Here is a 24862-nt window from a genome sequence, read left to right on the forward strand (position 1 = left end):
CTCAGGAGGTCATGCTGTCCGTGTCCGTGTCCGTGTCCGTGTCCGTGTCCGTGTCCGTGTCCGTGTCCGTGCCCGCCGCGCCGGAGTCGGCGACGAAGGCGAGGTTGATGAGCCGCACCCGGGCGGCGAGGTCCACGGGGTCGATGTTCTGGGAGGAGATCGGCGGCAGCCCGGCGACGATCATCGCCAGCTGCTCGTACGCCTCCGCGGCGGCCTCCCGACCGGAGCCCGGTTGACGCCAGGCGGCCGCGACGACGTCGTATCCCAGGGAGGACACGGCCCGCTGGAGGCGGGTCCACGGCTCGAGGGCGGCGGGCGCGTCCGGCTTCTGCCCAGCGAGGATGACCCCGGCCCGGCCGAGCTCGAAGAGGAGGTGCCGGCGGTGGTCGCGGACGGGGTCGTGGCGTGGAGCCCGCTCACCCCGAGTGAGGACCCGGCCCACGGGGCCGTGCTCGGAGCGGCCGGAGGCGAGGTCCTCGAGCACCTCGAGGAGGGCGCGCAGCGTGAGCCGGTACTGCTGGCGCACGAGCAGGACGGGCGCGCGCCGCCCCACGAGCCACACGATGAGGACCGCGGAGCCCGCCCCGATGATCGTCTCGAGGACGCGGTCCCGCGCGAGGACCTCGATCTGGGCGATCGAGGTCGTCGGGGTGAGCATGAGGGCGAAGACCGACACGAAGACAACGCCGACGGCGTAGTTCCGCGTCACGAACGCCTCGAGCCCGTAGATCGCGAGGATGACGATCGCGAGCCGCACCCACGGCCCCGGGGCGAGGGACACGATGCCGAGGTACAGCGCGACGCCGACGGCGGTGCCGAGGATGCGGTGCGCGGCGCGGATCGTGAGGTCGGCGCGCGAGGCCCCCATGTGCAGAATGATGAGCGAGGCGAGGATCGACCAGTACGGGTGGCCGACGGGGGACAGATACGCCAGGGACGAGGCGAGGAGCACGGCGAGGGCGGCACGGGTCGCCACGAGCGTCGGCCGCGAGCCGCGCGTGAGGGCGGTGCGCAGGAGGTACCCGGCCGAGGGCTGCCCCATCGGCACGAGGTCGGAGTGCTCGGCGACATCGGCGGGCTCGGAGGGGAAGGCCTGCTCCTGCAGCCTCGCGACGAGCCTCAGGTGCGCGCAGTGGAGGCGCCGCTCGAGCCCCTGGAGGGTCCGGCTGCGCGGGACGGTGCCCGGCGTGCGGCCGGTGCGCAAAACGTGCCAGGCGCCGTCGACGGCGTTCCAGGCGCGGGCGCGGCGGGTGCTGAGCCGCTCGACGGCCGCGGCGTCCCCGGGGTCGGGGGGATCGAGCTCACAGAAGGCCTCGACGGCGGCCTCGGCGTCCTCGACCGCCTGCCGCTCGGGGCCGTGGGCGTCGAGGCTGAGGATGAGGAAGGAGGTGGCGGTCGCGAGGGCCCAGGCCATCGCGGTGATCGGCAGGAGCGAGCCCATCGTGAAGCCGTGGGAGGCCATGTAGGTGCCGAAGGCACCTGCGAAGACCGTGTTGATGGGGCCGGGCGGGCCGGTGACGAGCGCGTGCCACGACCACACGACGACGAGGGTGATCGCCGTCATGACGGGCGGGATGAGCCAGGGCCACGGCGCGATGGCCATGCCGATCGCCTGGCACAGCAGGGTGGCCGCTCCGACGACGAGGCAGCGTCGGATGCGCCTGGGCGCGGGCGACTCGCGGCCCACGTTCGCGGCCATGGCGCCGAGCAGCCCGAGCGCGCCCTTCGAGGGGCCCAGGATGAGTGAGGTGAGGACGAGGCCGGTTGCGACGGCGGCCACCCAGCCGACGGCGCGGCGTGCGCGGCCCGGTGCGGGCTGGAGCGTGATGAGGCTGCGGCCGAGACGGCTCGCCCCCTGCGTGCCCGTGCTCAGTGCCGTCGACCTCATGCTCTGAGGATAGGACCTGCGCCTGACACGCTCCGGGGCACGATGACCGCCCGACCTCTCAGCCCCGACGGCGCCCCGTGGTACGGGCGAGCCAGCGGAGCAGGTAGGTGAGGGCCAGGAAGGCGACGGCGACGGCGGCGACGACGCCCCACCAGTCGGCGCGGGCGGGGTCCAGGAAGGGGTACATGGGGGCGCCGAAGGTTCGGGCGTCCCACGCGTAGAGCAAGAGGTAGGGGACGAGGACCGCCGCCCAGGTAAGCGGCACCCACCAGGCCAGGCGCCGGTGCGAGCGCCCGACGAGCAGCCAGTCCAGCAGCATGGCCGCGGGCAGCGCGGCGTGGGCGATCCTCCCCGCCGTGTCGGGGTAGGAGTGCCCCAGGAGGGTCGCGAAGATGATCCCGGTGAACACGGTCATCGAGGTGGCGAGCCCCCGGAACCAGGAGCGCCGTCCCTCGAAGCGGTAGGGGCCCGAGCGCACGAGCAGCGGTCGGACGACGGCGCCGACGTTGACCACCAGGACGGCGATCGTCGACTCGATGGTGAAGTAGCGCAGCTGGTCGAGGACGAGCGCGGTGGACCGGCCCGAGAGCATGAGCCAGGTGGCCCAGCCGGCCGCGAGGGCCAGGAGGAGCCGCCACACCCAGGCGACGCCGGTCCTCCAGTCGTCGGGGCTGGTGGCGCGGGCGTCGGAGGAGGTCACGCGGCGAGGCTACGCGGCGCGGGGCCGGTGGACTCCCTTGTCCACCAGCCCCCGCTGCTTCTTGCTCCCCGCCCGGGCACGCGCTCAGCGCCTCTCGCGGAACACGACCCGACGCTGCACGGAGTAGCTCACGAGGTAGAGCAGCGTGTCCCCGATGACCTTCGCGATCCCCAGCGGGATCCCGACGCCGGTGAGCAGCGCCAGCAGGACGTAGCTCGCCGCCATGATCCCGACCGCCAGGGCCACGTACCGCGCCGCGGTCCGGCGCATCGTCCCGGGCGCCGCCCGGAAGACCCTTCGGTTCATGAAGAAGTTCGCGGTGCTGGAGACGAGCCGGGCCCCGATCACCGAGGCGAGCAGGTTCCCGGTGAGCGCGTGGATGAGCATGACGCCCACCCAGTCGATGACGAAGCTCGCCAGGCTCGCCCCCATGAAGCGCAGGAGCGGGGCGTAGATGCGCGCCGAGTCAACGATCGGCCGGAAGTGCGAGGAACCGTTGCCTGGCTCGTAGACCGTCTCGATGCCGACCTGCTCGACCTCCATCCCCAGCTCGCTCGCGCGCAGCAGGGCCGAGAGCTCGTACTCGTAGCGGTCGCCGGGGACCCGCAGCATCCAGCCGTAGCCGCCAGCCGGGTAGCCGCGCAGGCCCGTCTGGGTGTCGCGCAGCCGCCAGCCGGTGGCGCCGCGGAAGAGGAGCGCCGTGAGGTCGTTGCCGATCCGGCTGCGCGCGGGCACGGGGCCGGTGAACTCGCGAACGCCGAGCGTCATGCGGCCGGTCTCGCGGACGCGCGCGGCGACGGCGGCGACGTCGTGGGGCGTGTGCTGCCCGTCGGCGTCGGCGCAGACGACGTCGGCCTGGGGCCAGCGCTCGCGGGCGGCGGCGAGACCCGTGCGCAGCGCCTCGCCCTTGCCGGCGTTGACCGGGTAGCCGATGACGTGGGCGCCGGCGTTCGCGGCGTCGGCGAAGACCTGCGTGTAGGCCGTGCCGGAGCCGTCGTCGACGACGAGGACCTGCGAGCCGGGCAGGGCGCCGAGGAGGTCCTCGGCGAGGTCGCCGAGGCGGTCGTCGGGCTGGTAGGCGGGCACGAGGACGACGAGGCGCGTCGGCCGGGCCTGCGTGGCGGTGGCCGTCCGGCTCGCCCTCGTCGGCGCGGTCGCCGTGGCAGGGGCTGCGGGCCACGTGGCCGGGCCCGCCGTTCCCGCAGCGACGTCCCGCGCGGTCTCGCGGGCGACGTCGTCGGCGGTCGTGGCGGTGTCGTCCGCGACCGGCCTGAAGGCGCCGGTGGCGCGGCTGACCGTGCGTCTCGGCGTCGAGCCGGACACGAGCGGCCCGGTCTCCGGGGCCAGGACGCGGCGGCGCGTCGGGTAGGAGCCGGTGGTCTGGCGGGTCGCGGGGCTCATCTCAGGCTCCGTTCTTGACGTATAAGATGTCGGAGGTCGCGCGCTCCCCGCCGTTGGACGGCTGGTTGATGATCGAGCCGTTGAAGTACATGGCGCTCGATCCGCCACCGTCGATGTTGTAGGCGCACTGGCAGCCCAGGCCGAGCATGATGGTGGCGAGCTCGGTCATGGTGACGCCCTTGGAGTAACCCTCGTTGCGGCCGTCGACGACGACGACGAACACGTAGTGGTCCGTGCCGATGTAGCCCAGCGCCGTGCGGGGCTGGTCGCCCTGGATGGAGTGGTTGCCGACGTTCGTGTCGACCTCGACCTCGACGTCGTCGATGCCGTCCAGGACCGCGGAGTCCTTGACGAGGGCCGGCCCGAAGGAGGCCGTGTTCCACACGCCGGCGTCGACGAGCTTCTGGGCGGTCGTGGAGGTCTCGTCGTAGACCTCGACGCGGCCGTCGGTGTAGAAGGCGATGCCGTCGCGCACGCCGTCGTCGCGGTAGACGGTGCCGTTGCGGATGAGGATGCCGTCGGAGCGGAAGCCGTAGTAGTCGCCGTTGATGGCGAAGACGGCGTCGTTGTCCTCGGCGATGACGGAAGGCTTGGCGGTGATGTTCTCGCCGAACTCGTTGTTCGCGAAGGCGCTGCGGACGGTGGTGGCGTCGGCGAGCTGGATGTCCGCCGTGTAGTAGGTGACCGTGTCCGAGCCGGAGCCGGTGGAGACCTGCTTGATCGTGATCGACGTGTTCGACGAGGTGTAGGTGTTGTCGCCGATCTGGACGTCGGTGGCGGCGCTGGCCGTGGCCGTCGAGGAGACGGAGGCGTTCTTGGCCTCGTAGGCGGCGGTGTCGGTGACCTCGACGTGGTCGATGACGAAGCGGTTGAGGGCCCACGCGGAGCCCCCGGCGGCGGTGAGGCCGAGGACGCCCGCGCCGCCGAGGATGAACTTGCGGCGCGTGTGGCGGCGCGGCTTCCCGGCCTGCTCGGTGATCGTCTGGTCGGTGCCTGCGGCGCCGGACCCGGCGGGGGCCGTGCCGGGGGCCGGGGAACCGGCCGGGGTGTGCGTGCGTGTCATGGCTCAAGGCTCGGGCGCTCGTGTGTGGTGGCCGTCAGGCGACCTTGTGCAGGGTCTGTGGAAGCGGGGCTGGCCTGCCTCGCGCACCACCCGGGCGGGCTGCGGTGACCGTGCTCACCGGCGCAATCCGGCCCGCGGGGCCGATCTCACGCCGGGCGGCGGTGCACCGGCCCGTTCGGGCGCCCTACCGTCGGTGTCATGAGCACTCGGCGCCCCACCGCCCCGCGGCACCAACCCTCGACCGACGGCTCCTCGACCCTGCGGGAGTCCTTCTCCGGCACACTCCTCGTCTCCCTCGCGGCACTCGCCGCCGTCGCGCCCCTGGCGACGGACACCTACCTCCCCGCCTTCACCCAGATGGCCCAGGACCTGCGGGTCTCCGCGTCCTCGGTCCAGCTCACGATGACCGCCTTCCTGATCGGCGTCGCCGTCGGACAGCTCGTCATCGGCGTCCTCTCCGACCGCTTCGGCCGCCGACCGCTCCTCGTGTGGGGCACGGCCCTCGCCTTCGTCGCGGGCGTCGGCACCGCCATCGCCCCCGGGATCGGCGTGCTCCTCGTCGCCCGGCTCCTCCAGGGACTCGGCGGCGCCGCCGGCATGGTGCTCGGCCGTGCCGTCATCTCGGACCGGTCCCGCGGCATCACCGCCACCCAGGCGCTCAGCCTCGTCATGTCCATCCAGGGCGTCGCGCCGGTGCTCGCTCCGATCCTCGGCGGCGCGCTCGTCGGAGCGATCGGATGGCGCGGCGTCCTCGGCGTCGTCGCCGGGTTCACGGGCGTCCTCCTGCTCATGGTGCTCGCCTGGGTGCCGGAGACCCTGCCCGAGGAGAAGCGCTTCTCCGGAGGCTTCGGCGTCCTCGCCGATGGCACCCGCTTCCTATGCGCGGACCGCGTCTTCGTGCGCCTCGTCGCCATCAACGCGGTCCTCTACGCGACGCTCATGGCCTACCTGTCCGCCGCGCCCTTCGTCCTCAAGAGCGTCCTGGGGATGAGCGTGTCCGCCTACACGGTGGTCTTCGCGGTCTGCGGCCTCACCGTCACCGTCGTCGTGGCGATCGCGGGCTCGCAGGCGCGGCGCGTCTCGCCCGCCCGGCAGGTGCGGGTCGGTCTCCTGTGCCAGCTCGTCGTCGACGTCGCCCTCGGTGCCGTCGCCATCGCCCTGCTGCGCCGGCCCGTGAGCTCGACGGCGCTGCTGGCCGTCGTCGTCGCCCTGCTCGTCCTCCACGTCGCCTGCCTCGGCATGAGCGTCGGCAACCTGCCCGCCCTCGCCCTGGACCGCACCGGGCGCTGGGCGGGGACCGGCTCCGCGCTGCTCGGCTTCATCCAGTTCGCTGCCGGCGGCCTCGCGAGCCCTCTCGTCGGGCTGTCCGGGGAGACCTCCGGCCTCGCCTTCGGGATCACCCTCATCGTGCTCGTCGTCCTCGCCAACCTCATGGCGCTCGCGGGCCTGCGCGGGCCGGGGGAGAAGGAGCGTCTGCGTGCCGAGCGGGAGGCGGCCGGACGCCGTCGGCTGGGGCGCGACCAGGTCGAGGGCTGAGGCGGTCGGCTCCGAAGGCGTCCGCCGGCGGGACCCCGACGTGCGCGGCCACGTGATCGTGGATACCCTCGAGACGGAGGGCGGGGGCTCTCCACGACGAGAGGTGCAGCCATGACTGATCCCCAGACCGACCCGATGGACCGAGCCGGGCTCGGCGACCACCTGCCCAGCCGCAATGACTCCGCCGACCAGCAGCCCATGACGATGGCGAACGGCTCGCCCGTCGTCAACAACCAGGACTCCATGACGGCCGGCGTCCGCGGGCCGGTCGCGCTCCAGGACGCGTGGCTCATCGAGAAGAACGCCCACTTCAACCGTGAGGTCATCCCGGAGCGCCGCATGCACGCCAAGGGCTGGGGCGCGTGGGGCACCTTCCGCGTCACGCACGACATCTCTCACCTCACCCGTGCGGGCATCTTCAGCGAGGTCGGCAACGAGTGCGAGCTCTTCATGCGCTTCTCCACCGTCGCCGGGGAGCGCGGCGCGGCCGACGCCGAGCGCGACATCCGCGGCTTCGCCATGCGCTTCTACACGGAGGAGGGCAACTGGGACGTCGTCGGGAACAACACCCCGGTGTTCTTCTTCCGCGACCCCAAGAAGTTCATCGACCTCAACCACGCCGTCAAGCGCGACCCCCGCACCAACCTGCGCAGCCCCAACACGAACTGGGACTTCTGGACGTCCCTGCCCGAGTCGCTGCTCCAGGTCTCCATCATCATGTCCGACCGCGGGATCCCCCTCTCCTTCCGCTTCATGCACGGTTCGTCCTCGCACGCGTACTCCTTCATCAGCGCCGACGGCGTACGCACCTGGGTCAAGTTCCACTTTCGCTCCCAGCAGGGCATCGCCAACCTCACCGACCAGGAGGCGGCCACCGTCATCGCCCAGGACCGCGAGTCCAACGGCCGCGACCTGTCGGAGGCGATCGACAAGGGCCAGTACCCGCGCTGGACGATGTACATCCAGACGATGACCACCGAGCAGGCCGACGCCCTCGACTGGAACCCCTTCGACCTCACCAAGATGTGGCCGAAGGCCGACTACCCCTTCCAGGAGGTCGGCGTCCTCGAGCTCAACCGCAACCCGGAGAACTTCTTCGCCGAGGTCGAGCAGGCGGCCTTCACACCGCAGAACATCGTGCCCGGCATCGGCTACTCGCCGGACCGCATGCTTCAGGCACGGCTCTTCGCCTACGGCGACGCCGAGCGTTACCGCGTGGGCGTCAACCACCACCAGATCCCCGTCAACCAGCCGCGCGGCGTCGCCTGCCCGCACTCCTTCCACCGCGACGGGCAGATGCGGGTGGACGGCAACCGTGGCGCCGAGCTGCACTACGAGCCCAACTCCTACGGCGCTTGGAAGGACTCCCCGGAGCTGGCGGAGCCGGTGCAGGACGGCGGTGACCTCGCGATGTGGGACAACCGCGAGGACGACCATCTCTACTACTGGCAGCCGGGACTGCTGTGGCGCGCCCTGACCCCGGAGCAGCAGCTCGTCCTGTGCGAGAACACGGCCCGCAACATGGGTGACGCGACCCTCCAGGTCAAGCACCGCCACATCTACAACTGCTTCCACGCCGACCCGGACTACGGGCGCGGGGTCGCGCAGGCCCTCGGGATCGACATCGACTCGGTGGACCTCGACGACCCGACGCCGGACTCCGACCCGCTGTGGCGCCGGCGCAACGCCGCAGGGGCCGACCTCAACGTCCCGACGAAGCCCGCCTCACCGGAGTCCGCGAAGGGACTCCCGCCTGAGGGGCGCGACACGAACGTGGAGGACCCGACCTCGCTCACCGACCCGATGGCGGACCCCTTCGTGCTCTGACGGCGCGGCCTGCCCCGCCGCGCCTCCGCAGGGTCTGACGTCTTCCGTCCCGGGCGCGCGTCCGGGAGGGATGGGCGCGCGCTGCGACGTAGTTGGCGAAGAAGTACCTTTCCATAACATCAGGGCGAGCGGGCGCGTCAATGCTGCGCGCTGGGGCGGGACCATGAGCGTGCGGGCAGCCGAGGCTCGCCCGATTGACCTGGCCCCCTGGGCCTCCTGCCGCTCCTCCGGTCAGGCTGCCAGGGCCGTGAGAGAACGGCCGGCGTGCTGATGACCGCGACGTCAGTATCCTGTCGCCTCACTCTCCGTCCTGGAGATGCGTCTCACGTGCGTGAGGGGGATGGCCATGGTCGCCACTTCTGATACTGACAAGCCGGTGCCTGCCACAGGTCCGGCTCATGATGAGCCGCTGTTCGAGCTGCTCATGGAGAGGGCGATGACGCTGGTACGAGAGGCCCCGGCAGTTCTCGTCGCGGCGCCTGAGGAGTTCCTCCCCGCTCAGGTTGGTCGTGCCCTGGCGGGCCGTGGCGTCAGGCCGGTGATCGAGATGCCGCTGTCGCAGGTGACGAGCGAGGGGACGTGGGCGGACGGTCTCGAGGAGAGCCCCGTGCTCCTGCTGGAGACGGAGAGCCTGCCCTCGGGCACACCGGGGGCGGAGCAGGCGCTGGCCGACATCGTCCAGGGCTATCGCAAGGTTCTCGCGACCGCGCAGCACCACGGCGTGTGTCCCAGAGTCATCATCGTGTGCGTGACGGACCTGCCAGTGACGCCCGATCTCGACGAGGAGTTCTCGTGCGTCCTGGACCGTGAGGCGCTCCGTCTCGGAGGGGCTGAGCTGGCTCGCCTCACGGCGGCGTGGCAGGACGTGGAGGTGCGTCGGGACGTCCTGGTCGGCACGGGAGGCGTCCCGGCCCTGGTTCGGGCGGCGTTGCGTGACTCGTCGTCGGGTGAGCTCCTCGGCGAGCGGGCGCAGCAGCACGCCTGGGCCAAGGAGGCGCGCCCCGAGGGCGCTCTCTCCACGGCCGCCTCGCGCTGGGCGGCCCGGCTGCTCGACCAGCTGGTCGAGGATCCCGTGCAGCTCATCCACGCCTTCATCCCGTTGCTGTCACCCTGGTCGGTGGCTGAGGTGGTGAGACAGGTCGCCTCCCGAGAGGTGTCCGTCGATGACGTGCTCCTCGCCCAACGGTTGGCACCCGTGCTCGAGGAGGAGCGAGGGTTCGCTCGGATGCCCTCCGTCCTGGCCGCTGAGGTCGTTCGCCTGACGGCGGAGCGGAGTCCGGCCCTGGCTGCCAGGTTCCGCCGCGAGCTGGTGCGAGTGGCGGTCGACGCGGTCGCTGACCTTCCGGCGAGGGCGACGATCAGCCTGCTGGTGTCACTTCGTGCCTGGGGGGCGCTGGACGAGTACCTGGCAGTGCACGGAACGTTTCTGGCGACGCTGTCCCACCGTGAGCGTCGCACGCTGGACAGGCTCCTGCCGGAGAGCCTGCCCGCGGGCTGGATCCATCTGCACGGCATGCGTCCGTTCCTGACCATGGACATCGTGGGCCCGCCTCAGCTGCCTCAGCCGTGGCTCGAGCTGCTCTGGTTGGCGACACGCTGCGGGTCGTCGGCCGACGCGCTGTCGGACCGGATCTCGACCGACGGGATGACTCTCCTCTCCCAGCTCCACTCGCCGGTGACTCAGACCGCGATCGACGCGCTCGACGAGGTGATCTCCTCACTGCAGGCGTGCGTCACCGACCTCCTGGAGCGCTCATCGGTCGACTACATCATTTCCAACCACCTGTTCGACCAGGGCGTGATCGTCTCCCAGCTCCTTCTAGGCGCCTCTGACGCCGCCATGGGGCTCGGGCGGGCAGCGAGCGCCCAGCACCTGCTGCAGATGACGAACCAGCTCACGGAGACCTTCACCATCGCCGAGGTGCGCTGTCCCGCGCTGTGCCTGGGGCTGTCGGCTCGGCAGGCGCTGCTGGCGGCGCACGCGACGATGGCGGCAAGAGCGCGGACGTTCCTGGAGGACCTCGAGGAGAAGGCTGCGCACGCCGGTGCACGGGAGCCTGAGGCGGAGCGCATCGCCTCGATCGCGCGGCTCCTCATCGATCCGTACCACGAGCAGACGCTGACGTCAGCGGAGGACCTCGACGCGAACAACCAGTTCGCACCCTTCGAGATCGAGGCCCGTGGACTGGCTCTCCTGGTGCGGGAGGGGGACATGGCGGCCCGCGAGTGGATCACCAGGTACCTGGCGCACACTCAGTGGAACGACCTGGCGCCCGTCCAGTGGTGGCCGCTTCGTCTCGTGCTCATCCTGCTGGACCTGCGTCAGGGGCACGCGCATGACGCCGAGGAGCGCGTCAGCCGCACCTACCTGCCGCCGGACGCGGCCGCGCTCGTTGACGCCGAGCTGGCGCTCCTGGCGGGGCAGCCGGACCACTGCGTGAGGATCGTGAACGAGCTCATCTCCTCGGGAACCGCCAGCCCGCGGTGGGTCATGGTGGCCCAGGTGCTTCGCGCGGGGCTGCTGACGATGTCGGCCGAGCACGAGCGCGACGGGCTCCACGAGCTGACGGCCCGGGGGCGGACCTGGTCGGGGCAGCCGGGCCTGGTGGCGCTCCTGCCCGACCCACCACGGGGGCGGGTCCTGGAGAACCTGCCCTCGGACCTGTCCCGTTACCCCGGGGTGAAGGTCAGCAACGCGGACACCCCCGCCGCGGTCGCGCTCACGCCCCGCCAGCGCGAGATCCTTGAGTACCTCAGCCGGGGGCTGACGATGGCGCAGGTGGCCGACGAGCTCGTTCTCGGCGTCGAGACCGTCCGTTCCACCGCGAAGGCCATCTACAAGCGCCTCGGGGTGCACGATCGGGCGGCGGCCATCCAGGTCGCCCGCCTGTCAGGCGAGCTCCCGGAGCCGCCCGGGGTCGTCACGGAACCGCGGTGAGAACGGACCCGGGTGACGGTCACCTCGTTCGCCGGTACGGGGCTCGGCGGCGTGGTCGGCGTGGGGCCGACTGAGCGTCGTCCTCAGTCGAGGATCTCCCGCAGAGGGGTCCAGCCCACGGGGAGTGGTCCGCGCACGTCCGCGCGCCGCTGGTCCTCACGGTGCGACCAGCCCTGGGCCTCGCCGGGTCGCCCGACGGCGCCGCGCGCGACGCGCACGCCCACGTCCTCGAGGACCGCGTCCGGGGCGCTCCCGCGGCGGACCGAGACGCGCACGCTCCACGGCTCGTCGGCCCAGCCGCCGCCGCGCAGGCTCCGGTAGTCGGCGTAGCGCGCGGGGTCGGCGTAGTCCCAGCACCACTCCCAGACGTTGCCGAGCGTGTCCGCCAGGCCCCACGCGTTGGCCGCCTTCCGCCCGACCGGCTGCGGCCCGTCGACGTGGTCGAGGCTCGTCCAGGCGGCGAGCTCCAGGGGCTCGTAGGTGGGGGTGGTGGTCCCGGCGCGGCAGGCGTACTCCCACTCGGCCTCAGTGGGCAGTTGGTAACCGTCCGCGGCGGTGTCCCAGGCGACGCGACGGCCGTCGGTCTCAACGTCGTACGCGGGCCGGAGGCTGACCTGCTCGGAGAGCTCGTTGCACAACCGGATCGCGTCGAACCAGGTCAGGGGTGTCGTCGGCAGACCGGTGACGGGATCGTGGAGGGGGCTGACGGCGATCTCGAAGGCGTCGAGGACGACCTCGCGAGTGGTGCCGCGCCGGGCATCACGCAGAGTGACGGGCCCCGGCGGCAGGGGCACGAGAGTCGGCGGCTGCAAGGTGCACATGGTGTCAGGCGATGAGGCGCTGGTAGCGCTGCCGAGCAGCCTCGCCGGATGTCCCGACGAGGTCGCCGACAGCCGCCCAGGACATCCCTGAGCGACGTGCGTCGGCGACGGCGGCGATGACGTGGCGCTCGGCAGCTGCCTGCTCGGCGACGGCGGAGCGCAGCTCTGTCATCGCAGCCACATCGAGCTCCTCCGCGGAGGTGGGATCGTAGTTCTCGAATCGTGTGGCGAGCTCGTCGGCGTGGGCGAGAATCTCGTCGACTGTGCGGGGCATGGTGGTCACCTCATAAACTTCTCGCGGGCGCGCATCGCGTGGACGATGACGACGGTCGTCGTGCCTTGGACGTATCCGACCTCGAGAATGAGTGCTGCTCGATTCGGGCCAATGATCATGGTGAACCCGTCGCCCATATCCCACGCGCGGATCGGGTGCCGATAGGCGTGCAGGATCTCGTCCTCGGTCAAGCCGTGCTTGAGCGCGGATGGGGCGATCAACGGGTCGTCCATGCATCCAAGGTAACCTGCGGCAGCTCGCACGTCGATGCGGACCAGGTTGACCCCGTCAGCATCGGAGCTGACTGGGCTCGACGTCGCGGCGATGGGCCTCACCCGTGCCAGGCTTGGCGTTTCGCTCGAGATCGAGGCTGTGTGGGCTGTCCGCGACCGAGCCACCTCAGTCCTTGGTAACCCTGCCTCCGGCGGTGACCGGTGCGTTGCCCCGCAGCAGGGTCCGGATCGCGTCCCGGTGCTGTACCGCCAGACCGATCCGGTCCAGGTGCTCGGGGGCCTGCTGGGCGAAGCGGATGACGATCGGAAGCACCTCATCCAGCCACCCGTCGACGCGCGCCGGAGTCCACGCCTCCTGCCGGTCGTGGGTCGGTGCATGGGTCGCGGTGCCCGCCATCGCGCGCGTCGACAGCGCGTAGTCCTCCGCGACGACCTCGGCCGGGACACCGGCCAGGGACAGCAGGATGGCGGACATGAGCCCCGTGCGATCGCGCCCGGCCGAGCAGTGGACGAGGATTCCGGGCTCGGCCGTCGCCACGGCCTCAAGGGCGCCGCGCACGAGGTCGGGCAGGATCCGCAGGTTGTGCTCCCAGTACTCGGGGGAGTCGAGGACCGGGAAGCAGATGCGGCGGAACTCGGGATCGTCGTGGTCCTCCAAGGGAGCCTGCACCACGGTCACGTCGGCCGGCGTCGCCACGCCGGGGTCACCCTCGCGCGGACCGGTCTCGTAGGAGCACCGCAGGTCGACGACGGTCCGCAGGCCCCACGCGCGCGCCGCATCCCAGCCGCGCGCGTCGAGCAGCTCGCGGCGCGGTCCGCGGGCCACGCGCCCGAAGGCGGTGGCCCCGCCGTCGACGGTGGGCAGTCCGCCCAGGTCGCGCACGTTGGGGACGCCGCCCCAGCTGAGCTCTCGCACGGGCCGAGGCTATCGGGAGACCGTTGCGTCCTGCAGGACGTCGGAATCGTCGCGGCTCAACAGCCGGCGGCCGACCCCGTCGATCGTCAGCCGCTCGACGATCTCCACCAGCATGTCCTGGGTGGCGCGGTGGCACCGGAGGGCTGAGTTGATCACCTCGCCGTCAGCCTTCGTGAACCGCTCATGGGCGTCATCACGATCCACAAATTGACGACTGAGAATACTTCATTCTGGCGAGTGATAGCGTTTCAAACTGACGACCAGCGTGGTCTCCATGTGAGGAACGGGCGGATGATGTACCGAGCCAGGCAGGCGGACGAGGAGCTCCGGGCGGCGCTGCGGCGCGCAGGTGCGGCCGTGGTGGAAGGCCCCAAGGCGTGCGGGAAGACCGAGACCGCTCTGCAGGTGGCCGCCAGCAGCGTCGAGGTCGACACGGACCCGAACGTCCCCCGGCTCATGGAGACGGTGCCGCACCTCGTCCTGGACGGCCCGACTCCGCGGCTTCTCGACGAGTGGCACCTCGAGCCCCGTCTGTGGAACCTCGTGCGGCGCCGTGTCGACGAGACTCACACGAAGGGGCAGTTCATCCTCACTGGTTCAGCCGCGCCGAGCGCGGACCTCGGTCGGCACAGTGGTGCGGGTCGCTTCGCCCGCGTCCGGATGCGGACCATGTCACTGGAGGAGAGCGGCCACTCCACGGCAGCGGTCCGTTGGCGGGATCTTGTCGCTGGCGACGCGATCGAGGCGGGTGAACCCGCCCTCCCCTTCGAGGGACTCATCGAGAGACTCGCGACCGGTGGGTGGCCGGGCTTCCTGGACGACCGTCCGAGCGACGTCGTGGCAGGCGTGCGCGACTACCTCGACTCACTCGTCGACGTAGACCTGCGCGCCGTGAGCGACGTGGCCCACGACCCCGTGAGGATTCGCAGGCTGCTGCGTGCCCTCGCACGCGGAGTCGGTACGGAGATCAACGTGTCCACACTCGCCGCGGACGCGGAGCTCTCGAGGGACGCCACGCGCGACTACCTCACCGTCCTGGCGCGGGTCTTCGCGATCGAGGACCAGCCCGCCTGGTCGAGTCACCTGCGGTCCCGGGCGATGCTGCGTCGCGAGCCGAAACGCCATCTGGCCGACCCGTCGCTAGCCGTCGCCGCGCTCCAGGCACGACCTGACTCACTCATGCGAGATCTCGCCTACGCCGGTCAGCTCTTTGAGTCGCAGGTGGTCCACGACCTCCGGGTGTACTCCGGGAGGACCGTCATGCACGCCCGTGACTCGGTCGGCGCCGAGGTCGACGCGGTCGTGGAGGAGAACGACGGTGTGCTCGTCATCGTCGAGGCGAAGCTCGGCTGGCAGGGCGACGTGGTGGACCGTGCCGCGGACTCCCTTGCTCGCTTCGCGGCGAAGGTCGACCCTTCGCTCCACCCGACGGTGCGGCGCGTCATCATCACTGGTGGCGGCTACAGCTACCGACGTCCCGACGGCACCGCCGTCGTCGCCCTCATCTCGCTGGGCGCCTGACGCACGCAGGTCGACGCTGGATGACCGTCCGGCCTTATCGTCGGGCACACTGACCGCATGACCGACACCCCGCTCGCCTCCGTCCTGGATGAGCTGACCTCCGCCGTCGCCCGCCTGTCCGAGCGCTCCGACGAGCTCTCCGCCCTTCCGGGATTCTCCGGCCCGGGCAGGGCTGCCGAGCTGGTCGGGATCCTCGACGACGGCGTCTCCGACGTCCGCTCGCTCGACGTCTCCCTGCCTGGCGGGCTCGACGCCACGACCGATCCCGAGGTCCTGCGGGAGATCGTCGGCGCGCTCGAGGACACCTCGATGCGCCTCGCCTTCCTGCTCTCCCTGCGCACGGCCCCGAGCGCGCTCGACGAGCTCCTTCCCGCAATCGCCGTCCCACTGTGCGCGCTGCACCGTGGACTCGCACTCCGGTACAGGACCCTGGTGGGCTGAGCGCGCCGTCGCTGTCCCGAGCTGGCCGCTAGTCTCGCCGCATGGAGGGCTTGAGCACGTGGTCGCAGGCCGCCCTTGGCGCGGTCGCCGCACGGTCCACGGGCGGGCCGGTGGGCCGCGACCTGCGGATCACGATCAACTTCCATCCCGACCGCGAGACGGCTGGTCGCACGATCCTCGGGGCGCTCGCCCACGACGGCCGCCTCCGCTCCCAGTTCGAGACCGGGACCAGCAATGGTGGGCTGACGGCTTACCCCGGTGGGGACCGCTGGCGCTGGGAGAGCCGCATCTTCGACGGCGCCTACGACGATGCCCCGACCTCCGCGCGGCCCGTCTACGGAGCCCTCGACGTCGATCACCGCCCCCTCGGCGCCGCTCCGCGCTTCGGCTCCGCCGTCGTGAGGCTGCACAAGGACGTCCTCGACCGCGCCACCTTCTGCTTCCCGGACTCGGCCCTCGACCCGGACACCTTCGGCACCGCGGAGCGCTTCTCCCGACCCGCGGCCGCCAGGACCGCCGCCGGCCCCGGGGCAGATCCTCTCGACGGCTACATCGAGGCCCAGGTGCACGGTGGAGTCCGGCTGCCCGACGACGTCGAGGCGCTCGTCCTCGATCCGTGCTTCCGCGGGACACCGGTGGAGCACGCTGCCCGCGCGCTCGGGGTACCGGTCGAGTGGCACGATGGCCGGGTGCTCAGCGTCGAGTCCCTGAGGGAGCACGCGGACTACCGCGACCCACCGGCTCTCGCAGCGGGGGAGGCGCTCGCGGCCGACGGACCGATCGACGCGCTCGCGATCGGTCGCGCGGTGCGCGCCGGGGAGTTCGACGCACGGGCCCTCAAGCAGCTGTGGCACCTCACGGCCCAGTGGGGTGAGGCGCGTGAGCCGGGACGAGGTAGCCGGTGATGCGTGGGCGCACCAGCAGCCCGACCGCGCCTCGCGGGCCGTCCCCCATGGTTGACGGAGGTCGCGCATCGGCGGCCTCTCGATGGACCCGGGCAGCCCTCGTCGCGGCGGCCGCGCTCGGCCTCGTGCACGCCGCCTTCAGCCTGTACTGGGCGCTCGGCGGGGACTGGCTCCTCGTGACCCTCGGCGCGCGGATCGTGAGCGACTTTGGGGATCAGCGGTGGCTCCTCTTCCCTGTGGCCGCGGTGAAGGCCGTGTTCGCCGTCCTCCCGGTCTGGCTCGCGTCGAGGGGGTGGCCGTGGCGGCTCTTCTCGCGTCTCGTGTGCTGGCTGGGCGCCGTCGTCCTCGCCGTCTGGGGCGGGGTCAACACCGTGGTCGGCAACCTCGTCCTCGCGGGCGTCGTCGCCCCGTCAGGTGGGTTCGACCGTCCCGGGATGATCGGTCACGCCTGGCTGTGGGACCCGCTGTTCCTCGCCTGGGGCCTCCTGCTCGCCGTCGGGCTCCTCGGGACCCGGAGCAGACGCCCACGTGCTGAGCAGCGATGATGCGGCAGGTCAACGTCGACGCCTCAGCGTGGCTCGCGCAGAGGCAGGTCGTGGAGCACGGGCAGGATCGACGCGGCCAGTCGGGCGTGGCCGTCGTCGTTGGGATGGATGCAGTCGTCGCAGACGAGGCTGAGGTCGTCGTTGATCGCCGTCATGAGGGCGTCAGTGAAGACGTGGCCGCTGGCGTCGCACGCCTCGCGGATCCACCCGATGACGGGTGCGAAGCGCTCCGAGACCCGAGCCGGCCCGTTGAAGGGCGCGACGACGACGGGCAGGTCGGGCTGCTGCTCGTGCACGCGCGAGAGGTCCCGGAAGATCGCCGCACGGACCTCATCGGCGTGCTCGGCGAGGAGGAAGGCGTCGTTCCCGCCGAGCGAGATGACGAGGGTGGCCGGGTAGGCCCGCAGCAGGGCGTCGAGGAGGAGCGTGTCCTCGGCTGTGTTCGCCCAGGTGTCCTCCACCGTGGGGCGCTCCCCGCGGCGCCGGAAGAAGCCCATGCCGTTGATCGACAGGTTGGTCTCGCGCCACCCGAGCTCGTCGCACACGCGGCTCGTCCACCGGCTGCGAGGGTGGGTGAGCCCTCGGAATCCCGTGCTGATCGAGTCGCCGAGGAAGGCGACCGTCGGGAAGTTCCGCGCGTCGGGAGCAGTAGCCATGGGACGAGGCTCCCCCGGCCGTGACGTTGCGGACAAGGGGCGGGCACTCCGATTGAATGCCCTCATGGAGATCCTCGACTCGACCGTCGCTGACGTGGTCGCCGTCGCCGCCCTGCCGAGCGCGGAGCGCACCTCGGCCTGGGAGCGCGTGGAGGCTGCCCACGCCGACACCTTCGGCGCCTACTACGGGATGTACGGGGACCCGTCCCGCAGGGACGACGCCATCGCCTCTCTCGACTCACTGGCGCCCCAGCTCGAGGAGCGCGCCGCCGCCATGACGGCCGCGCTGGCCAGCGCGGAGAAGGCCCTGCGTGAGCTCGGGTTCCTCCCCCTCGGCTACGACGTGTCGATCGCCCTTCTCGTCGGCGTGGGCGCATCCGACGCGTGGGTGACTCTTCACCACGGCGGCCCCGCGCTCTTCTGCGCCCTTGAGCAGATCGAGCCCGAGCGGGCCGACGTGCTCGCCGCCCACGAGATGACTCACGTCGCCCACCTCCTCGCCGTCGGCGAGGCGCTCGCGGACCGCCCGGAGCTCGAGGCGAGCGCCGGGATGCTGTCCTGGGCCGAGGGCGTCGCCGTCGTGGCGAGCGAGCGGGTGGCCCCCCGCAGGCCCGAGCGCGAGTACCTCATGGTGCCGGACGACGACTGGGCCGCCCGCTGCGAGGCGGCTCTCCCGGAGCTTCGGGCCGCCCTCGGCGTGGACCCGCTGCACCCGGACGAGGGGCTCCTCGTGGCGACGTGGGCCGCCGGTGGCGCCACCGCCGCCGGGTCTCCCTGGCCGGACCGCGTCGGCTACTGGCTGGGCCGGCAGGCCGTGACGGCCGCGCTCGCGGACGGGCTCACGCTGCCCGAGGTGCTCGCCCTCAGCCCCGAAGGCATCGCGGAGCGACTCACCGCCGCGCTCACAGCTTGCTCCCGCTAGGCGCTCTTGAGTGTGGCGTCGATGACCCGGCGGAGGAGCGCCGATCGGGTCTCGTGCTGGGAGGCTGCGAGGTCGTCCAACGCCTTGACCGTCGATGCGGGGACTCTCAGTGAGACGGTGCGCAGCTCCTCGTCGAACAGCCGCGGGCGGCCCATGACGGGCGCGTCCAGGTGCCCGTCCCAGCTGCCCTCCTCGAAGGGGGCTGCGTCGGCGTCGAGCTGATCCTCGGTGACGCCGAAGCGAGCGTTGAGTGCGTCGTGGTCGTCGGTCATCGTCGGCTCCTTCTCAGACCGAGCTCGGTCAGGGTCTTGCTGGACGGGGGTGTCATCGCGTGGAACACGAGCCAGTCGCCCTCGGCGTTGGACCTGGCGACGAGCTCGATGAGCCGACCACGCCTGTCAGTTCCGACGGTGACCCACATGTTCGGGGTGGCCGACCGTGGAGCCGAGCGGATTGCTTGCTCCCATGCTGTTCGTGCGTCGTCGTCGGAGATCTCTGGATGTCGGTCGTGGACGCGGGGGTGGATGAAGACGGCCAAGACGGCTCCTCGGGCTACCGCAGGCACAACTATTGTATTACAGAAGTGGGCGCGGTGGAATGTCGATGGGGTGCTGCGTTCAGGGGATCACAGGGGCACGACATGAATCAGACTGGGTTACCCCGTTGTTGACCTGCCTCCAAGGAGCCCGCCATGACCGCCCCCACCCTCTACCTGTGGTTCCCCGGCACCGCCGCCGAGGCCCTCCGCTTCTACCAGCGGATCTTCGGCGGGGAGCTGACCCTGCTGACCAACACGGACATGGGGCGCACCGACGCTCCAGCGGAGCTCATCTGCCACGGCGCCCTCAGCGGTCCGGTCCCCGTGTACGGGACGGACGCCGTCGTCGGCGAGGCGACCGTCTCGATGGAGGGCGTGAGCGTCGCCCTGCTCGGCACGGCTGACGGCGAGACCCTCACGCGCTGGTTCGAGGGCCTGTCCGACGGCGGCACCGTCCTCGCCCCCCTGCAGGTGCGGCCCTGGGGCGACGTCGACGGGCAGGTCCGCGACCGCTACGGCGTCCGCTGGCTCATCGGCTACCAGACGGGTGACCAAGGCGCCTGAGAGGCACCGGTGCGCCCTCACGCGCCCCGCGCCTCAGGACGCCGGCGCGACCTCCCGCGTGAGGATCCACGCGTGCTTGCCGACCTGACGCACACGCTCGAAGCCGAGGTCCTCAAGGAGCTCCGCCGTCGCGGTGAAGAGGAAACGGCCCTGCGCGGTGCGACCGTCGGTCGTCTCGCTGATGGCCTCGACGCTGCCGCCCCCGGCCGCCGCGATGAGACCGAGCGCCCCCGTGATCGCCTCGCGGGCGAGACCTTGCCCACGGTGGCGCGGGTCGACGTAGACGCACGTGAGACGCCAGTCGGGCGTCGGCGGTGCCTCCTTGAGGTACTCGCGCTTGTGCTTGATACCGGCCAGCTCGTCCGGCGGGCCGTACTGTGCCCACGCCTGGCAGAGCCCGTCGGCGTCGACGACGAGGGCCGCGTGGGCGGCGTCGTCCATGACGCGGGCGCGCTTGACCTCCTGGTGGACGGAGCGGGGCACCTGCCCGCACTCGGGGTGGTAGCCGATGCACCAGCACCCGCCGTACACGCCGTTGTTGCGCTCGACGAGCTCGGCGAAGAGCTCCCACGTCTCCGGGCCGAGGGGCACGACGGTGCGCTCCCCGTCCGCCGGGGCGGGCGCGCTGCCAGCCGGGCTCACCGGGCGCCCTCGGCCTCGGCCCCCGGCTGCGGCAGTGCTGCGAGGAAGGCGAGGACGTCGTCGACGACGCCACTCGTGACGGCCGGGTCGTAGTCGCGGGAGCCGGGCTCCATGAAGAGGTGACCGGCACCGGGGTAGAGGTGGATCCCCAGGTTCGGGTGCGCGGGCTGCCAGCTCCGGGCGGCGTCGAGGTCCCCGTCCTCGACGAGGAACGGGTCGGCGTCCATCGCGAAGAGACTGACGGGGCAGTCCTCCGGCCACGAGCCCTCGAGCTGGGCGGGCTCGATGAAGGAGTGCAGGAGGAGGCCGCCGGCGGCGCCGGGCCTGGTGAGGAGGAGATGCTCGGCGGGCATGACGCCCAGGGAGAAGCCGCCGTAGACGACGTCCGCGGGCAGGTCCGCGCAGGCGTGCTCGGCCCGGGCGAGGAGCTCGTCATCGCCGATCTCGCCGGCGTGGGCGAGGCCGGCCGGGAGGTCGGTGAAGGTCCGGCCCTCGAAGAGGTCGGGGGTGAGGACGTCGTGGCCCGCGTCGCGCAGGGCCTGGGCGAAGGCGGTCACGCCGTCGGTCAGCCCGAGGACGTGGTGGAACAGGACGATCGTGGCCATGACGGGAATCCTCCGGCCCTCGCGACGAGCGCGTCAATGGTCGGTGAGCGTCCCGTGGCCGTCGAGCCCTGGGACGGCGGCCTGCCGACCGGCGACCACGCCGTCCGGCCCCGCGGGGACGAGCTTCAGCGCGGCTCGGACTCCAGGAGCCCGTCCCAGTCGGCGTCGAGCAGGTCACCGACGGCGTCGACGACGAGGACGGCGCCCGCCTCCGTGAGCTCGTCGACGCCGAAGCCGCCGGTGCGGACGGCGACGCACGGCGCACCCATGCGCTTGGCGGCCTCGATGTCCCACGTGCTGTCGCCGACGAGGAGTGCCCGGCTGCCGCCGGCCTTCTCGAGCGCGGAGGCGAGGATGTCGGGCTCGGGCTTGGAGGCGTCGGCGTCGGAGGACGTTGTCATGGACTCGAAGTCCTCGGCGGCCATGCCGATCGTCTCGAGCGCCTTCTGGGCGAACTCGCTGTTGCTGCTCGTGGCGAGCGCGACCTTCACCCCGCGGGCGTGCAGGAGGTCGACGAGCTCCCGGACCCCGTCGAAGGCCCGGACGTCGTCCATCATCGGGCGGTAGGCGTCCTCCCAGGCCTCGCGCAGCGCGTCGCCGTGCTCTTCCTCGACGCTCTGGTCGGTGACGTGCGGGACGAGCTGGTCGCCGCCCATGCCGATCGCGCGGTGGATGTGCCACAGGGGCGGCTTCATGCCGAAGCTCTCGAAGGCCTGCGCCCAGGCGATGGCGCAGTGGTAGGTGGAGTCGATGAGGGTGCCGTCGACGTCGAGCAGGACGGTGTCGCGTGTCATGGGCCAACCGTCGCACGGATGGGCCCGGTGCGCTGACCGGGACCTGTGGGCTGCGTCGGGTGGTCGAGCGGCCCGCGCCCAGGTTCCTCACACGCGGGAGTGGCAGCCTGGTACTCCCGGTCCGTCGTGTGGGCGGGCGCCGAGAGATCGTCGAAGGAGAAGCCGTGCCAGAGTCCAAGCCGTTCGTGACGTCCGTCAACGCCATCGCCGAGGAGCTCCTGGACCGGGCGCGCTCCCACGGCTCCCACCGTGCGAGCCGCTCGCTCATCCCCGGGAAGGAGCACCAGCTGCGTCAGACCCTCATCGCGCTCGCGGACGGTGCCGAGCTCGCCGAGCACGAGGCTCCGGGCGAGGCGACGCTCCACGTCCTGTCCGGACGCGTGGGCCTGACCGCCGACGGCGAGACGACCGACCTGCGCGCAGGAGACCTCGCGCAGATCCCGCTCACCCGCCACTCGCTGCGCGCGCAGGCTGACACGGTCCTCCTCCTGACGGCCATCCCCCGCGAGTTCGAGGGCGAGTAGCTCCTCGCTCGGACACGGCGCACCAGAGGCGCTCGCGGCAGTGGTCGTACCAGCGTGCAGAGGTACTAGCCGAGTCTGGGGGCGTTCGCAGGTCCGCTCCAGGGGCTCTTCCTAGCGTCCTCGGCATGGTTGATCGCTCGATGGTGAACTCCTCGTGCAGCCCCCGCCTCGCCACTCCGTCCGAGGTGCGACGCGGCCAGAGTCTCCGGGTCGCCATGACCCCGGAGGGCCGTGAGTGGGTGATGTCGGACGAGGAGGTGCACCCCTGCTCCGTTCCCGCGTTCCTCGCCACCTACCGGCCGGCCGTCCTGCACCTCGGCGACGCCGGACTCGACCTGCACGGCGCCGTCCAGGCGACCACGGAGCTCGCCGCGGCGGTGGCGCGCGGGGCGCGGAGGCGGATCGACGAGCTCCTCAGCCCGACGTGCCCGGGCGCGGTCGCAGGCCGCCTCCACCCGCGGAGCCCGGCGCGAGCGCCCGAGCTCGGGAAGGTGGTGCGGGTCGTCGAGCGCAGTGCTGCTCTGGCCGACGTCGACCTCCTCGTGCGCGCGGGAGGGCGTCTGCGTGCGGTGCGGCTGCTGTGGGGCTTCGAGGACGCTGACGGCCGCGCCGTCGTCCCGTGCCTGGAGCACGGGCGGTGGCGCCTGCGCGCATGGACGGAGACCGGCGGCAGAGAGTCCCCGGCGCGGACTGCGATGACCGGTGCGGAGCGGTGACAGTCGAGCGGTGACAAGGGTGGTCGGGGGAGGTACGGGTCCGAGTAGCCTGGTTGTCCTAGGAGGCGGGGTACTCGGCGCGTGTGAGCGCCGCATCGACGGCGTCGTCGACGACGTGGCGATCGATCGGGCGACGCTCGATGACTGCTCGATAGTGGATCGGCCCGGCAGCCAGGCGCAGGACGTCCGCGGGCTCGGCGTCCGACCCATAGCGAGCGAGGATCCTTCCGACGTCAGTTCGGCGCTCCGCCCAGAACCGCTCAAGGGTCCTCTGGACTCGCACGTCCGGCCACGCACCGAGCGCACGGACGAGCGCAGAACCCACGGCGTCGAGCCGGGTCGCAAGCTGGTTCGCCATGGCCGCGAGGTCCCCACGCAGACTTCCAGTGTCCGGCTGCTCAAGGCTGGCTGTGACCTCTGCGGCGAGGTCGGCAATGATGCCTGTGGGATCACGCCAACGTCGATAGATCGACGAGCGGTGGACCCCTGCGCGCGCAGCGATGAGCTCAACGCGCATCGCTGCGGGCCCCTCCTGCGCGAGAAGCTCGCGCGTGGAGGTGAGAACGGCCTCCCGAGTGCGAGCGGTGCGTCCACCCGGTCGCAAACAGCCGACGAGTTCACGTGTCATCCCGGTACCCTAACGCGACAACACGATGCATTACGGTCGAAGCATCTCACGCAACGTATCTCGCGCTGTCGAGGCTGCTCGACATGGCCGCATTGACGCCAAGGCTCCCGTCCAGGCGACCGCTACGGCCGACATCCATGCCCCCGCGGACCGGGTCTTCGACGCTCTCTCCGACCTCGCGTCCTGGCCCGCCTTCATCCCAGAGGTGACGCGGATACAGCTGGATGCAGGGCTCGGGCCGCTCGTGCCCGGTACCCGATTCTCGTGGTGCAGCGGCGGGTTCCCTCTACGCTCTGAGATTCAGCGGGTCGAGCGCGGCGCCGAGCTCACGTGGACCGGGACGGCCCTCTGGGTAGTCGCTGTTCATCGCAACGTCGTCGTGCCCACCAGTGCGGAGGCCTGTCGACTGACCAGTGCGGAGAGTATGGCCGGGCTCGGGGTGGGCTGGATGCTGCGCGGGGATGTGCTCACGGATCAGCTCAAGGAGTTCGTCGCCGCGATCGGGCGTGAGGCGGAACGCCGGGCGGCGGCGGGATCAGGTCACACTGCCCGACCTGGCCAGCAGGGTCGGTGACCCGCTCGCCGCGGGCAGCGCTCCCCGGGCGCTCAGCATGCGCAGCCGTTTCCGCTCACCTAGCCTCCATGAGGTGACTCCTCAGGCTCCCGCCGTTTCCGCCGCTCCCACCCGGACCTACGGCGTGCCCGGGTTCGTCAAGATCGTGGCTGTCGTCTGCCTGGTTTTCGGCATCTTCTGCGTGCTGAGCGGGCTCCTGCTCCTCACGCAGAACGATCCTGGAGGCACTGCCCTCCTCATCGTCCTCGGCGCGCTGCTCATCGGGCTCTTCGTCTGGCTGCGCCGTCGCAGGGTCGTCCTTGGCCCCGACGGCATCGACGTGCGCGAGCTCCTCGGCAGCACCCACGTGCCGTGGCCCGACTCGCGCGGCGCCCTCATCGCCTTCGAGGGGTCGCGCACGAGCACGAGGTCCACCGCGGTCGCCCAGCTCAGGCCCGCCGACGGGTCGAGGCCCGTCCGTCTGGGGACGATCACGGCGTCGGCCGGGGACGCCCAGACCGCGCAGCTGCGCGTCTCCGAGCAGCTCGACGACATCTGGGCATGGTCGACGGCGATGGGGTACGAGTTGAGTCCCCGATAGTGGTGTAGCGCGGTGGCCCTGTGATCGTCCCGGACAAGGACGCGGCCACCGTGTGATCCTTCGAGTGAACTTCTCACAGCACTCTCGAACGGAGTCATCACGATGACCGC

General features: G+C 71.6%; 29 protein-coding genes. 13 read left to right on the forward strand and 16 right to left on the reverse strand.

Features of this window, described 5'->3' with window-relative positions; translation table 11 throughout:
* Position 1: 1 nt before the first annotated feature.
* The 4 genes from IXW69_RS04895 to IXW69_RS04910 all read right to left on the reverse strand — a co-directional run bounded on the left by IXW69_RS04895 (position 2) and on the right by IXW69_RS04910 (position 5052).
* Complete coding sequence (locus IXW69_RS04895) at positions 2-1888, reverse strand: FUSC family protein (RefSeq protein ID WP_194785245.1); 1887 nt, start codon at positions 1886-1888, stop codon at positions 2-4.
* Between the two features lie 58 nt (positions 1889-1946).
* Complete coding sequence (locus IXW69_RS04900; RefSeq protein WP_194785246.1) at positions 1947-2588, reverse strand: hypothetical protein; 642 nt, start codon at positions 2586-2588, stop codon at positions 1947-1949.
* An 84-nt stretch (positions 2589-2672) separates the two neighbouring features.
* Complete coding sequence (locus IXW69_RS04905) at positions 2673-3989, reverse strand: bifunctional glycosyltransferase family 2/GtrA family protein (RefSeq protein WP_194785247.1); 1317 nt, start codon at positions 3987-3989, stop codon at positions 2673-2675.
* Position 3990: 1 nt separating this feature from the next.
* Entirely contained in the window at positions 3991-5052 is a 1062-nt protein-coding gene (locus tag IXW69_RS04910) for a phosphodiester glycosidase family protein (RefSeq protein WP_194785248.1), read from the reverse strand.
* A 198-nt stretch (positions 5053-5250) separates the two neighbouring features.
* Here IXW69_RS04910 and IXW69_RS04915 point away from each other — a divergent pair, with 198 nt between their 5' ends.
* The 3 genes from IXW69_RS04915 to IXW69_RS04925 all read left to right on the forward strand — a co-directional run bounded on the left by IXW69_RS04915 (position 5251) and on the right by IXW69_RS04925 (position 11353).
* Positions 5251-6588 (forward strand): multidrug effflux MFS transporter, encoded by a 1338-nt coding sequence (locus tag IXW69_RS04915; protein WP_194785249.1) that lies wholly within the window; start codon positions 5251-5253, stop codon positions 6586-6588.
* Positions 6589-6699: 111 nt separating this feature from the next.
* Positions 6700-8415 (forward strand): catalase, encoded by a 1716-nt coding sequence (locus IXW69_RS04920; protein WP_194785250.1) that lies wholly within the window; start codon positions 6700-6702, stop codon positions 8413-8415.
* A gap of 436 nt (positions 8416-8851) precedes the next feature.
* Positions 8852-11353: a helix-turn-helix transcriptional regulator gene (locus IXW69_RS04925; protein WP_194785251.1), complete on the forward strand. Its 2502-nt coding sequence runs from the start codon at positions 8852-8854 to the stop codon at positions 11351-11353.
* 83 nt (positions 11354-11436) lie between these two features.
* Here IXW69_RS04925 and IXW69_RS04930 read toward each other — a convergent pair whose 3' ends face one another.
* The 5 genes from IXW69_RS04930 to IXW69_RS04950 form a co-directional block, all read right to left on the reverse strand.
* Entirely contained in the window at positions 11437-12174 is a 738-nt protein-coding gene (locus IXW69_RS04930; RefSeq protein WP_194785252.1) for a formylglycine-generating enzyme family protein, read from the reverse strand.
* A gap of 4 nt (positions 12175-12178) precedes the next feature.
* Positions 12179-12448 carry a hypothetical protein gene (locus IXW69_RS04935; protein WP_194785253.1) on the reverse strand — a complete coding sequence of 90 codons (270 nt, stop codon included), beginning with the start codon at positions 12446-12448 and terminating at the stop codon, positions 12179-12181.
* 5 nt (positions 12449-12453) lie between these two features.
* Positions 12454-12783 (reverse strand): hypothetical protein, encoded by a 330-nt coding sequence (locus tag IXW69_RS04940; RefSeq protein ID WP_228524797.1) that lies wholly within the window; start codon positions 12781-12783, stop codon positions 12454-12456.
* Positions 12784-12847: 64 nt separating this feature from the next.
* Complete coding sequence (locus tag IXW69_RS04945; protein ID WP_194785254.1) at positions 12848-13597, reverse strand: tyrosine-protein phosphatase; 750 nt, start codon at positions 13595-13597, stop codon at positions 12848-12850.
* 9 nt (positions 13598-13606) lie between these two features.
* A complete protein-coding gene (locus IXW69_RS04950) occupies positions 13607-13801 on the reverse strand; it encodes a hypothetical protein (RefSeq protein WP_194785255.1) in 195 nt (64 codons plus the stop codon).
* A gap of 87 nt (positions 13802-13888) precedes the next feature.
* On the opposite strand from IXW69_RS04950, the gene IXW69_RS04955 reads away from it, so the two are divergent.
* From IXW69_RS04955 to IXW69_RS04970, 4 genes are read left to right on the forward strand one after another with little or no spacing between them, the layout of a single operon-like run.
* Complete coding sequence (locus tag IXW69_RS04955; protein WP_194785256.1) at positions 13889-15118, forward strand: ATP-binding protein; 1230 nt, start codon at positions 13889-13891, stop codon at positions 15116-15118.
* Between the two features lie 57 nt (positions 15119-15175).
* Complete coding sequence (locus IXW69_RS04960; RefSeq protein WP_194785257.1) at positions 15176-15559, forward strand: hypothetical protein; 384 nt, start codon at positions 15176-15178, stop codon at positions 15557-15559.
* A 41-nt stretch (positions 15560-15600) separates the two neighbouring features.
* Positions 15601-16464, forward strand: coding sequence for a DUF3626 domain-containing protein (locus tag IXW69_RS04965; protein WP_194785258.1), 864 nt, complete (start codon positions 15601-15603; stop codon positions 16462-16464).
* A gap of 47 nt (positions 16465-16511) precedes the next feature.
* The gene (locus IXW69_RS04970) at positions 16512-17009 is read left to right on the forward strand and encodes a DUF3995 domain-containing protein (protein WP_194785259.1); all 498 of its coding nucleotides are present in this window, start codon (positions 16512-16514) and stop codon (positions 17007-17009) included.
* 23 nt (positions 17010-17032) lie between these two features.
* Here IXW69_RS04970 and IXW69_RS04975 read toward each other — a convergent pair whose 3' ends face one another.
* A complete protein-coding gene (locus tag IXW69_RS04975; RefSeq protein WP_194785260.1) occupies positions 17033-17665 on the reverse strand; it encodes an SGNH/GDSL hydrolase family protein in 633 nt (210 codons plus the stop codon).
* Positions 17666-17729: 64 nt separating this feature from the next.
* On the opposite strand from IXW69_RS04975, the gene IXW69_RS04980 reads away from it, so the two are divergent.
* Complete coding sequence (locus tag IXW69_RS04980; RefSeq protein WP_194785261.1) at positions 17730-18587, forward strand: hypothetical protein; 858 nt, start codon at positions 17730-17732, stop codon at positions 18585-18587.
* Here the strand turns inward: IXW69_RS04980 and IXW69_RS04985 are convergent.
* Together IXW69_RS04985 and IXW69_RS04990 are read right to left on the reverse strand one after the other, a co-directional pair.
* Positions 18584-18859 carry a ribbon-helix-helix protein, CopG family gene (locus IXW69_RS04985; protein ID WP_194785262.1) on the reverse strand — a complete coding sequence of 92 codons (276 nt, stop codon included), beginning with the start codon at positions 18857-18859 and terminating at the stop codon, positions 18584-18586. The genes IXW69_RS04980 and IXW69_RS04985 overlap by 4 nt on opposite strands.
* Positions 18856-19125: a hypothetical protein gene (locus tag IXW69_RS04990; RefSeq protein WP_228524798.1), complete on the reverse strand. Its 270-nt coding sequence runs from the start codon at positions 19123-19125 to the stop codon at positions 18856-18858. Before IXW69_RS04990 ends, IXW69_RS04985 begins: the two co-directional genes overlap by 4 nt.
* 153 nt (positions 19126-19278) lie before the next feature.
* Here IXW69_RS04990 and IXW69_RS04995 point away from each other — a divergent pair, with 153 nt between their 5' ends.
* The gene (locus IXW69_RS04995; protein WP_194785263.1) at positions 19279-19689 is read left to right on the forward strand and encodes a VOC family protein; all 411 of its coding nucleotides are present in this window, start codon (positions 19279-19281) and stop codon (positions 19687-19689) included.
* Between the two features lie 33 nt (positions 19690-19722).
* Here the strand turns inward: IXW69_RS04995 and IXW69_RS05000 are convergent, their stop codons facing one another.
* The 3 genes from IXW69_RS05000 to IXW69_RS05010 form a co-directional block, all read right to left on the reverse strand.
* Complete coding sequence (locus IXW69_RS05000) at positions 19723-20331, reverse strand: GNAT family N-acetyltransferase (protein ID WP_228524800.1); 609 nt, start codon at positions 20329-20331, stop codon at positions 19723-19725.
* Positions 20328-20936 (reverse strand): dienelactone hydrolase family protein, encoded by a 609-nt coding sequence (locus tag IXW69_RS05005; RefSeq protein WP_194785264.1) that lies wholly within the window; start codon positions 20934-20936, stop codon positions 20328-20330. The genes IXW69_RS05000 and IXW69_RS05005 overlap by 4 nt, the downstream gene beginning before the upstream one ends.
* Positions 20937-21061: 125 nt before the next feature.
* Positions 21062-21730: an HAD family hydrolase gene (locus IXW69_RS05010; protein WP_194785265.1), complete on the reverse strand. Its 669-nt coding sequence runs from the start codon at positions 21728-21730 to the stop codon at positions 21062-21064.
* Positions 21731-21894: 164 nt separating this feature from the next.
* Between IXW69_RS05010 and IXW69_RS05015 the strand changes: the two genes are divergently transcribed.
* Both IXW69_RS05015 and IXW69_RS05020 read left to right on the forward strand, forming a co-directional pair.
* On the forward strand, positions 21895-22254 hold the full coding sequence (locus tag IXW69_RS05015) for a cupin domain-containing protein (protein WP_323745182.1): 360 nt from the start codon (positions 21895-21897) through the stop codon (positions 22252-22254).
* 125 nt (positions 22255-22379) lie between these two features.
* The gene (locus IXW69_RS05020) at positions 22380-22970 is read left to right on the forward strand and encodes a hypothetical protein (protein WP_194785266.1); all 591 of its coding nucleotides are present in this window, start codon (positions 22380-22382) and stop codon (positions 22968-22970) included.
* A gap of 58 nt (positions 22971-23028) precedes the next feature.
* Here the strand turns inward: IXW69_RS05020 and IXW69_RS05025 are convergent, their stop codons facing one another.
* Entirely contained in the window at positions 23029-23598 is a 570-nt protein-coding gene (locus tag IXW69_RS05025; RefSeq protein ID WP_194785267.1) for a TetR/AcrR family transcriptional regulator, read from the reverse strand.
* Positions 23599-23623: 25 nt separating this feature from the next.
* On the opposite strand from IXW69_RS05025, the gene IXW69_RS12175 reads away from it, so the two are divergent.
* A complete protein-coding gene (locus IXW69_RS12175) occupies positions 23624-24172 on the forward strand; it encodes an SRPBCC family protein (RefSeq protein WP_194785268.1) in 549 nt (182 codons plus the stop codon).
* 73 nt (positions 24173-24245) lie between these two features.
* The gene (locus IXW69_RS05035) at positions 24246-24752 is read left to right on the forward strand and encodes a PH domain-containing protein (protein WP_194785269.1); all 507 of its coding nucleotides are present in this window, start codon (positions 24246-24248) and stop codon (positions 24750-24752) included.
* The last annotated feature ends 110 nt before the right edge of the window (positions 24753-24862 follow it).

The organism is Actinomyces haliotis, assembly GCF_015355765.1.
Lineage (GTDB): Bacteria > Actinomycetota > Actinomycetes > Actinomycetales > Actinomycetaceae > Actinomyces > Actinomyces haliotis.

Coding starts and splice junctions, on each gene's coding strand:
- IXW69_RS04895 (WP_194785245.1), bottom strand. CDS start 1,888: ATGAGGTCGACGGCACTGAGCACGGGCACGCAGGGGGCGAGCCGTCTC.
- IXW69_RS04905 (WP_194785247.1), bottom strand. CDS start 3,989: ATGAGCCCCGCGACCCGCCAGACCACCGGCTCCTACCCGACGCGCCGC.
- IXW69_RS04910 (WP_194785248.1), bottom strand. CDS start 5,052: ATGACACGCACGCACACCCCGGCCGGTTCCCCGGCCCCCGGCACGGCC.
- IXW69_RS04915 (WP_194785249.1), top strand. CDS start 5,251: ATGAGCACTCGGCGCCCCACCGCCCCGCGGCACCAACCCTCGACCGAC.
- IXW69_RS04920 (WP_194785250.1), top strand. CDS start 6,700: ATGACTGATCCCCAGACCGACCCGATGGACCGAGCCGGGCTCGGCGAC.
- IXW69_RS04925 (WP_194785251.1), top strand. CDS start 8,852: ATGACGCTGGTACGAGAGGCCCCGGCAGTTCTCGTCGCGGCGCCTGAG.
- IXW69_RS04930 (WP_194785252.1), bottom strand. CDS start 12,174: ATGTGCACCTTGCAGCCGCCGACTCTCGTGCCCCTGCCGCCGGGGCCC.
- IXW69_RS04935 (WP_194785253.1), bottom strand. CDS start 12,448: ATGCCCCGCACAGTCGACGAGATTCTCGCCCACGCCGACGAGCTCGCC.
- IXW69_RS04955 (WP_194785256.1), top strand. CDS start 13,889: ATGATGTACCGAGCCAGGCAGGCGGACGAGGAGCTCCGGGCGGCGCTG.
- IXW69_RS04960 (WP_194785257.1), top strand. CDS start 15,176: ATGACCGACACCCCGCTCGCCTCCGTCCTGGATGAGCTGACCTCCGCC.
- IXW69_RS04965 (WP_194785258.1), top strand. CDS start 15,601: ATGGAGGGCTTGAGCACGTGGTCGCAGGCCGCCCTTGGCGCGGTCGCC.
- IXW69_RS04970 (WP_194785259.1), top strand. CDS start 16,512: ATGGTTGACGGAGGTCGCGCATCGGCGGCCTCTCGATGGACCCGGGCA.
- IXW69_RS04975 (WP_194785260.1), bottom strand. CDS start 17,665: ATGGCTACTGCTCCCGACGCGCGGAACTTCCCGACGGTCGCCTTCCTC.
- IXW69_RS04980 (WP_194785261.1), top strand. CDS start 17,730: ATGGAGATCCTCGACTCGACCGTCGCTGACGTGGTCGCCGTCGCCGCC.
- IXW69_RS04985 (WP_194785262.1), bottom strand. CDS start 18,859: ATGACCGACGACCACGACGCACTCAACGCTCGCTTCGGCGTCACCGAG.
- IXW69_RS04995 (WP_194785263.1), top strand. CDS start 19,279: ATGACCGCCCCCACCCTCTACCTGTGGTTCCCCGGCACCGCCGCCGAG.
- IXW69_RS05005 (WP_194785264.1), bottom strand. CDS start 20,936: ATGGCCACGATCGTCCTGTTCCACCACGTCCTCGGGCTGACCGACGGC.
- IXW69_RS05010 (WP_194785265.1), bottom strand. CDS start 21,730: ATGACACGCGACACCGTCCTGCTCGACGTCGACGGCACCCTCATCGAC.
- IXW69_RS05020 (WP_194785266.1), top strand. CDS start 22,380: ATGGTTGATCGCTCGATGGTGAACTCCTCGTGCAGCCCCCGCCTCGCC.
- IXW69_RS05025 (WP_194785267.1), bottom strand. CDS start 23,598: ATGACACGTGAACTCGTCGGCTGTTTGCGACCGGGTGGACGCACCGCT.
- IXW69_RS12175 (WP_194785268.1), top strand. CDS start 23,624: ATGCATTACGGTCGAAGCATCTCACGCAACGTATCTCGCGCTGTCGAG.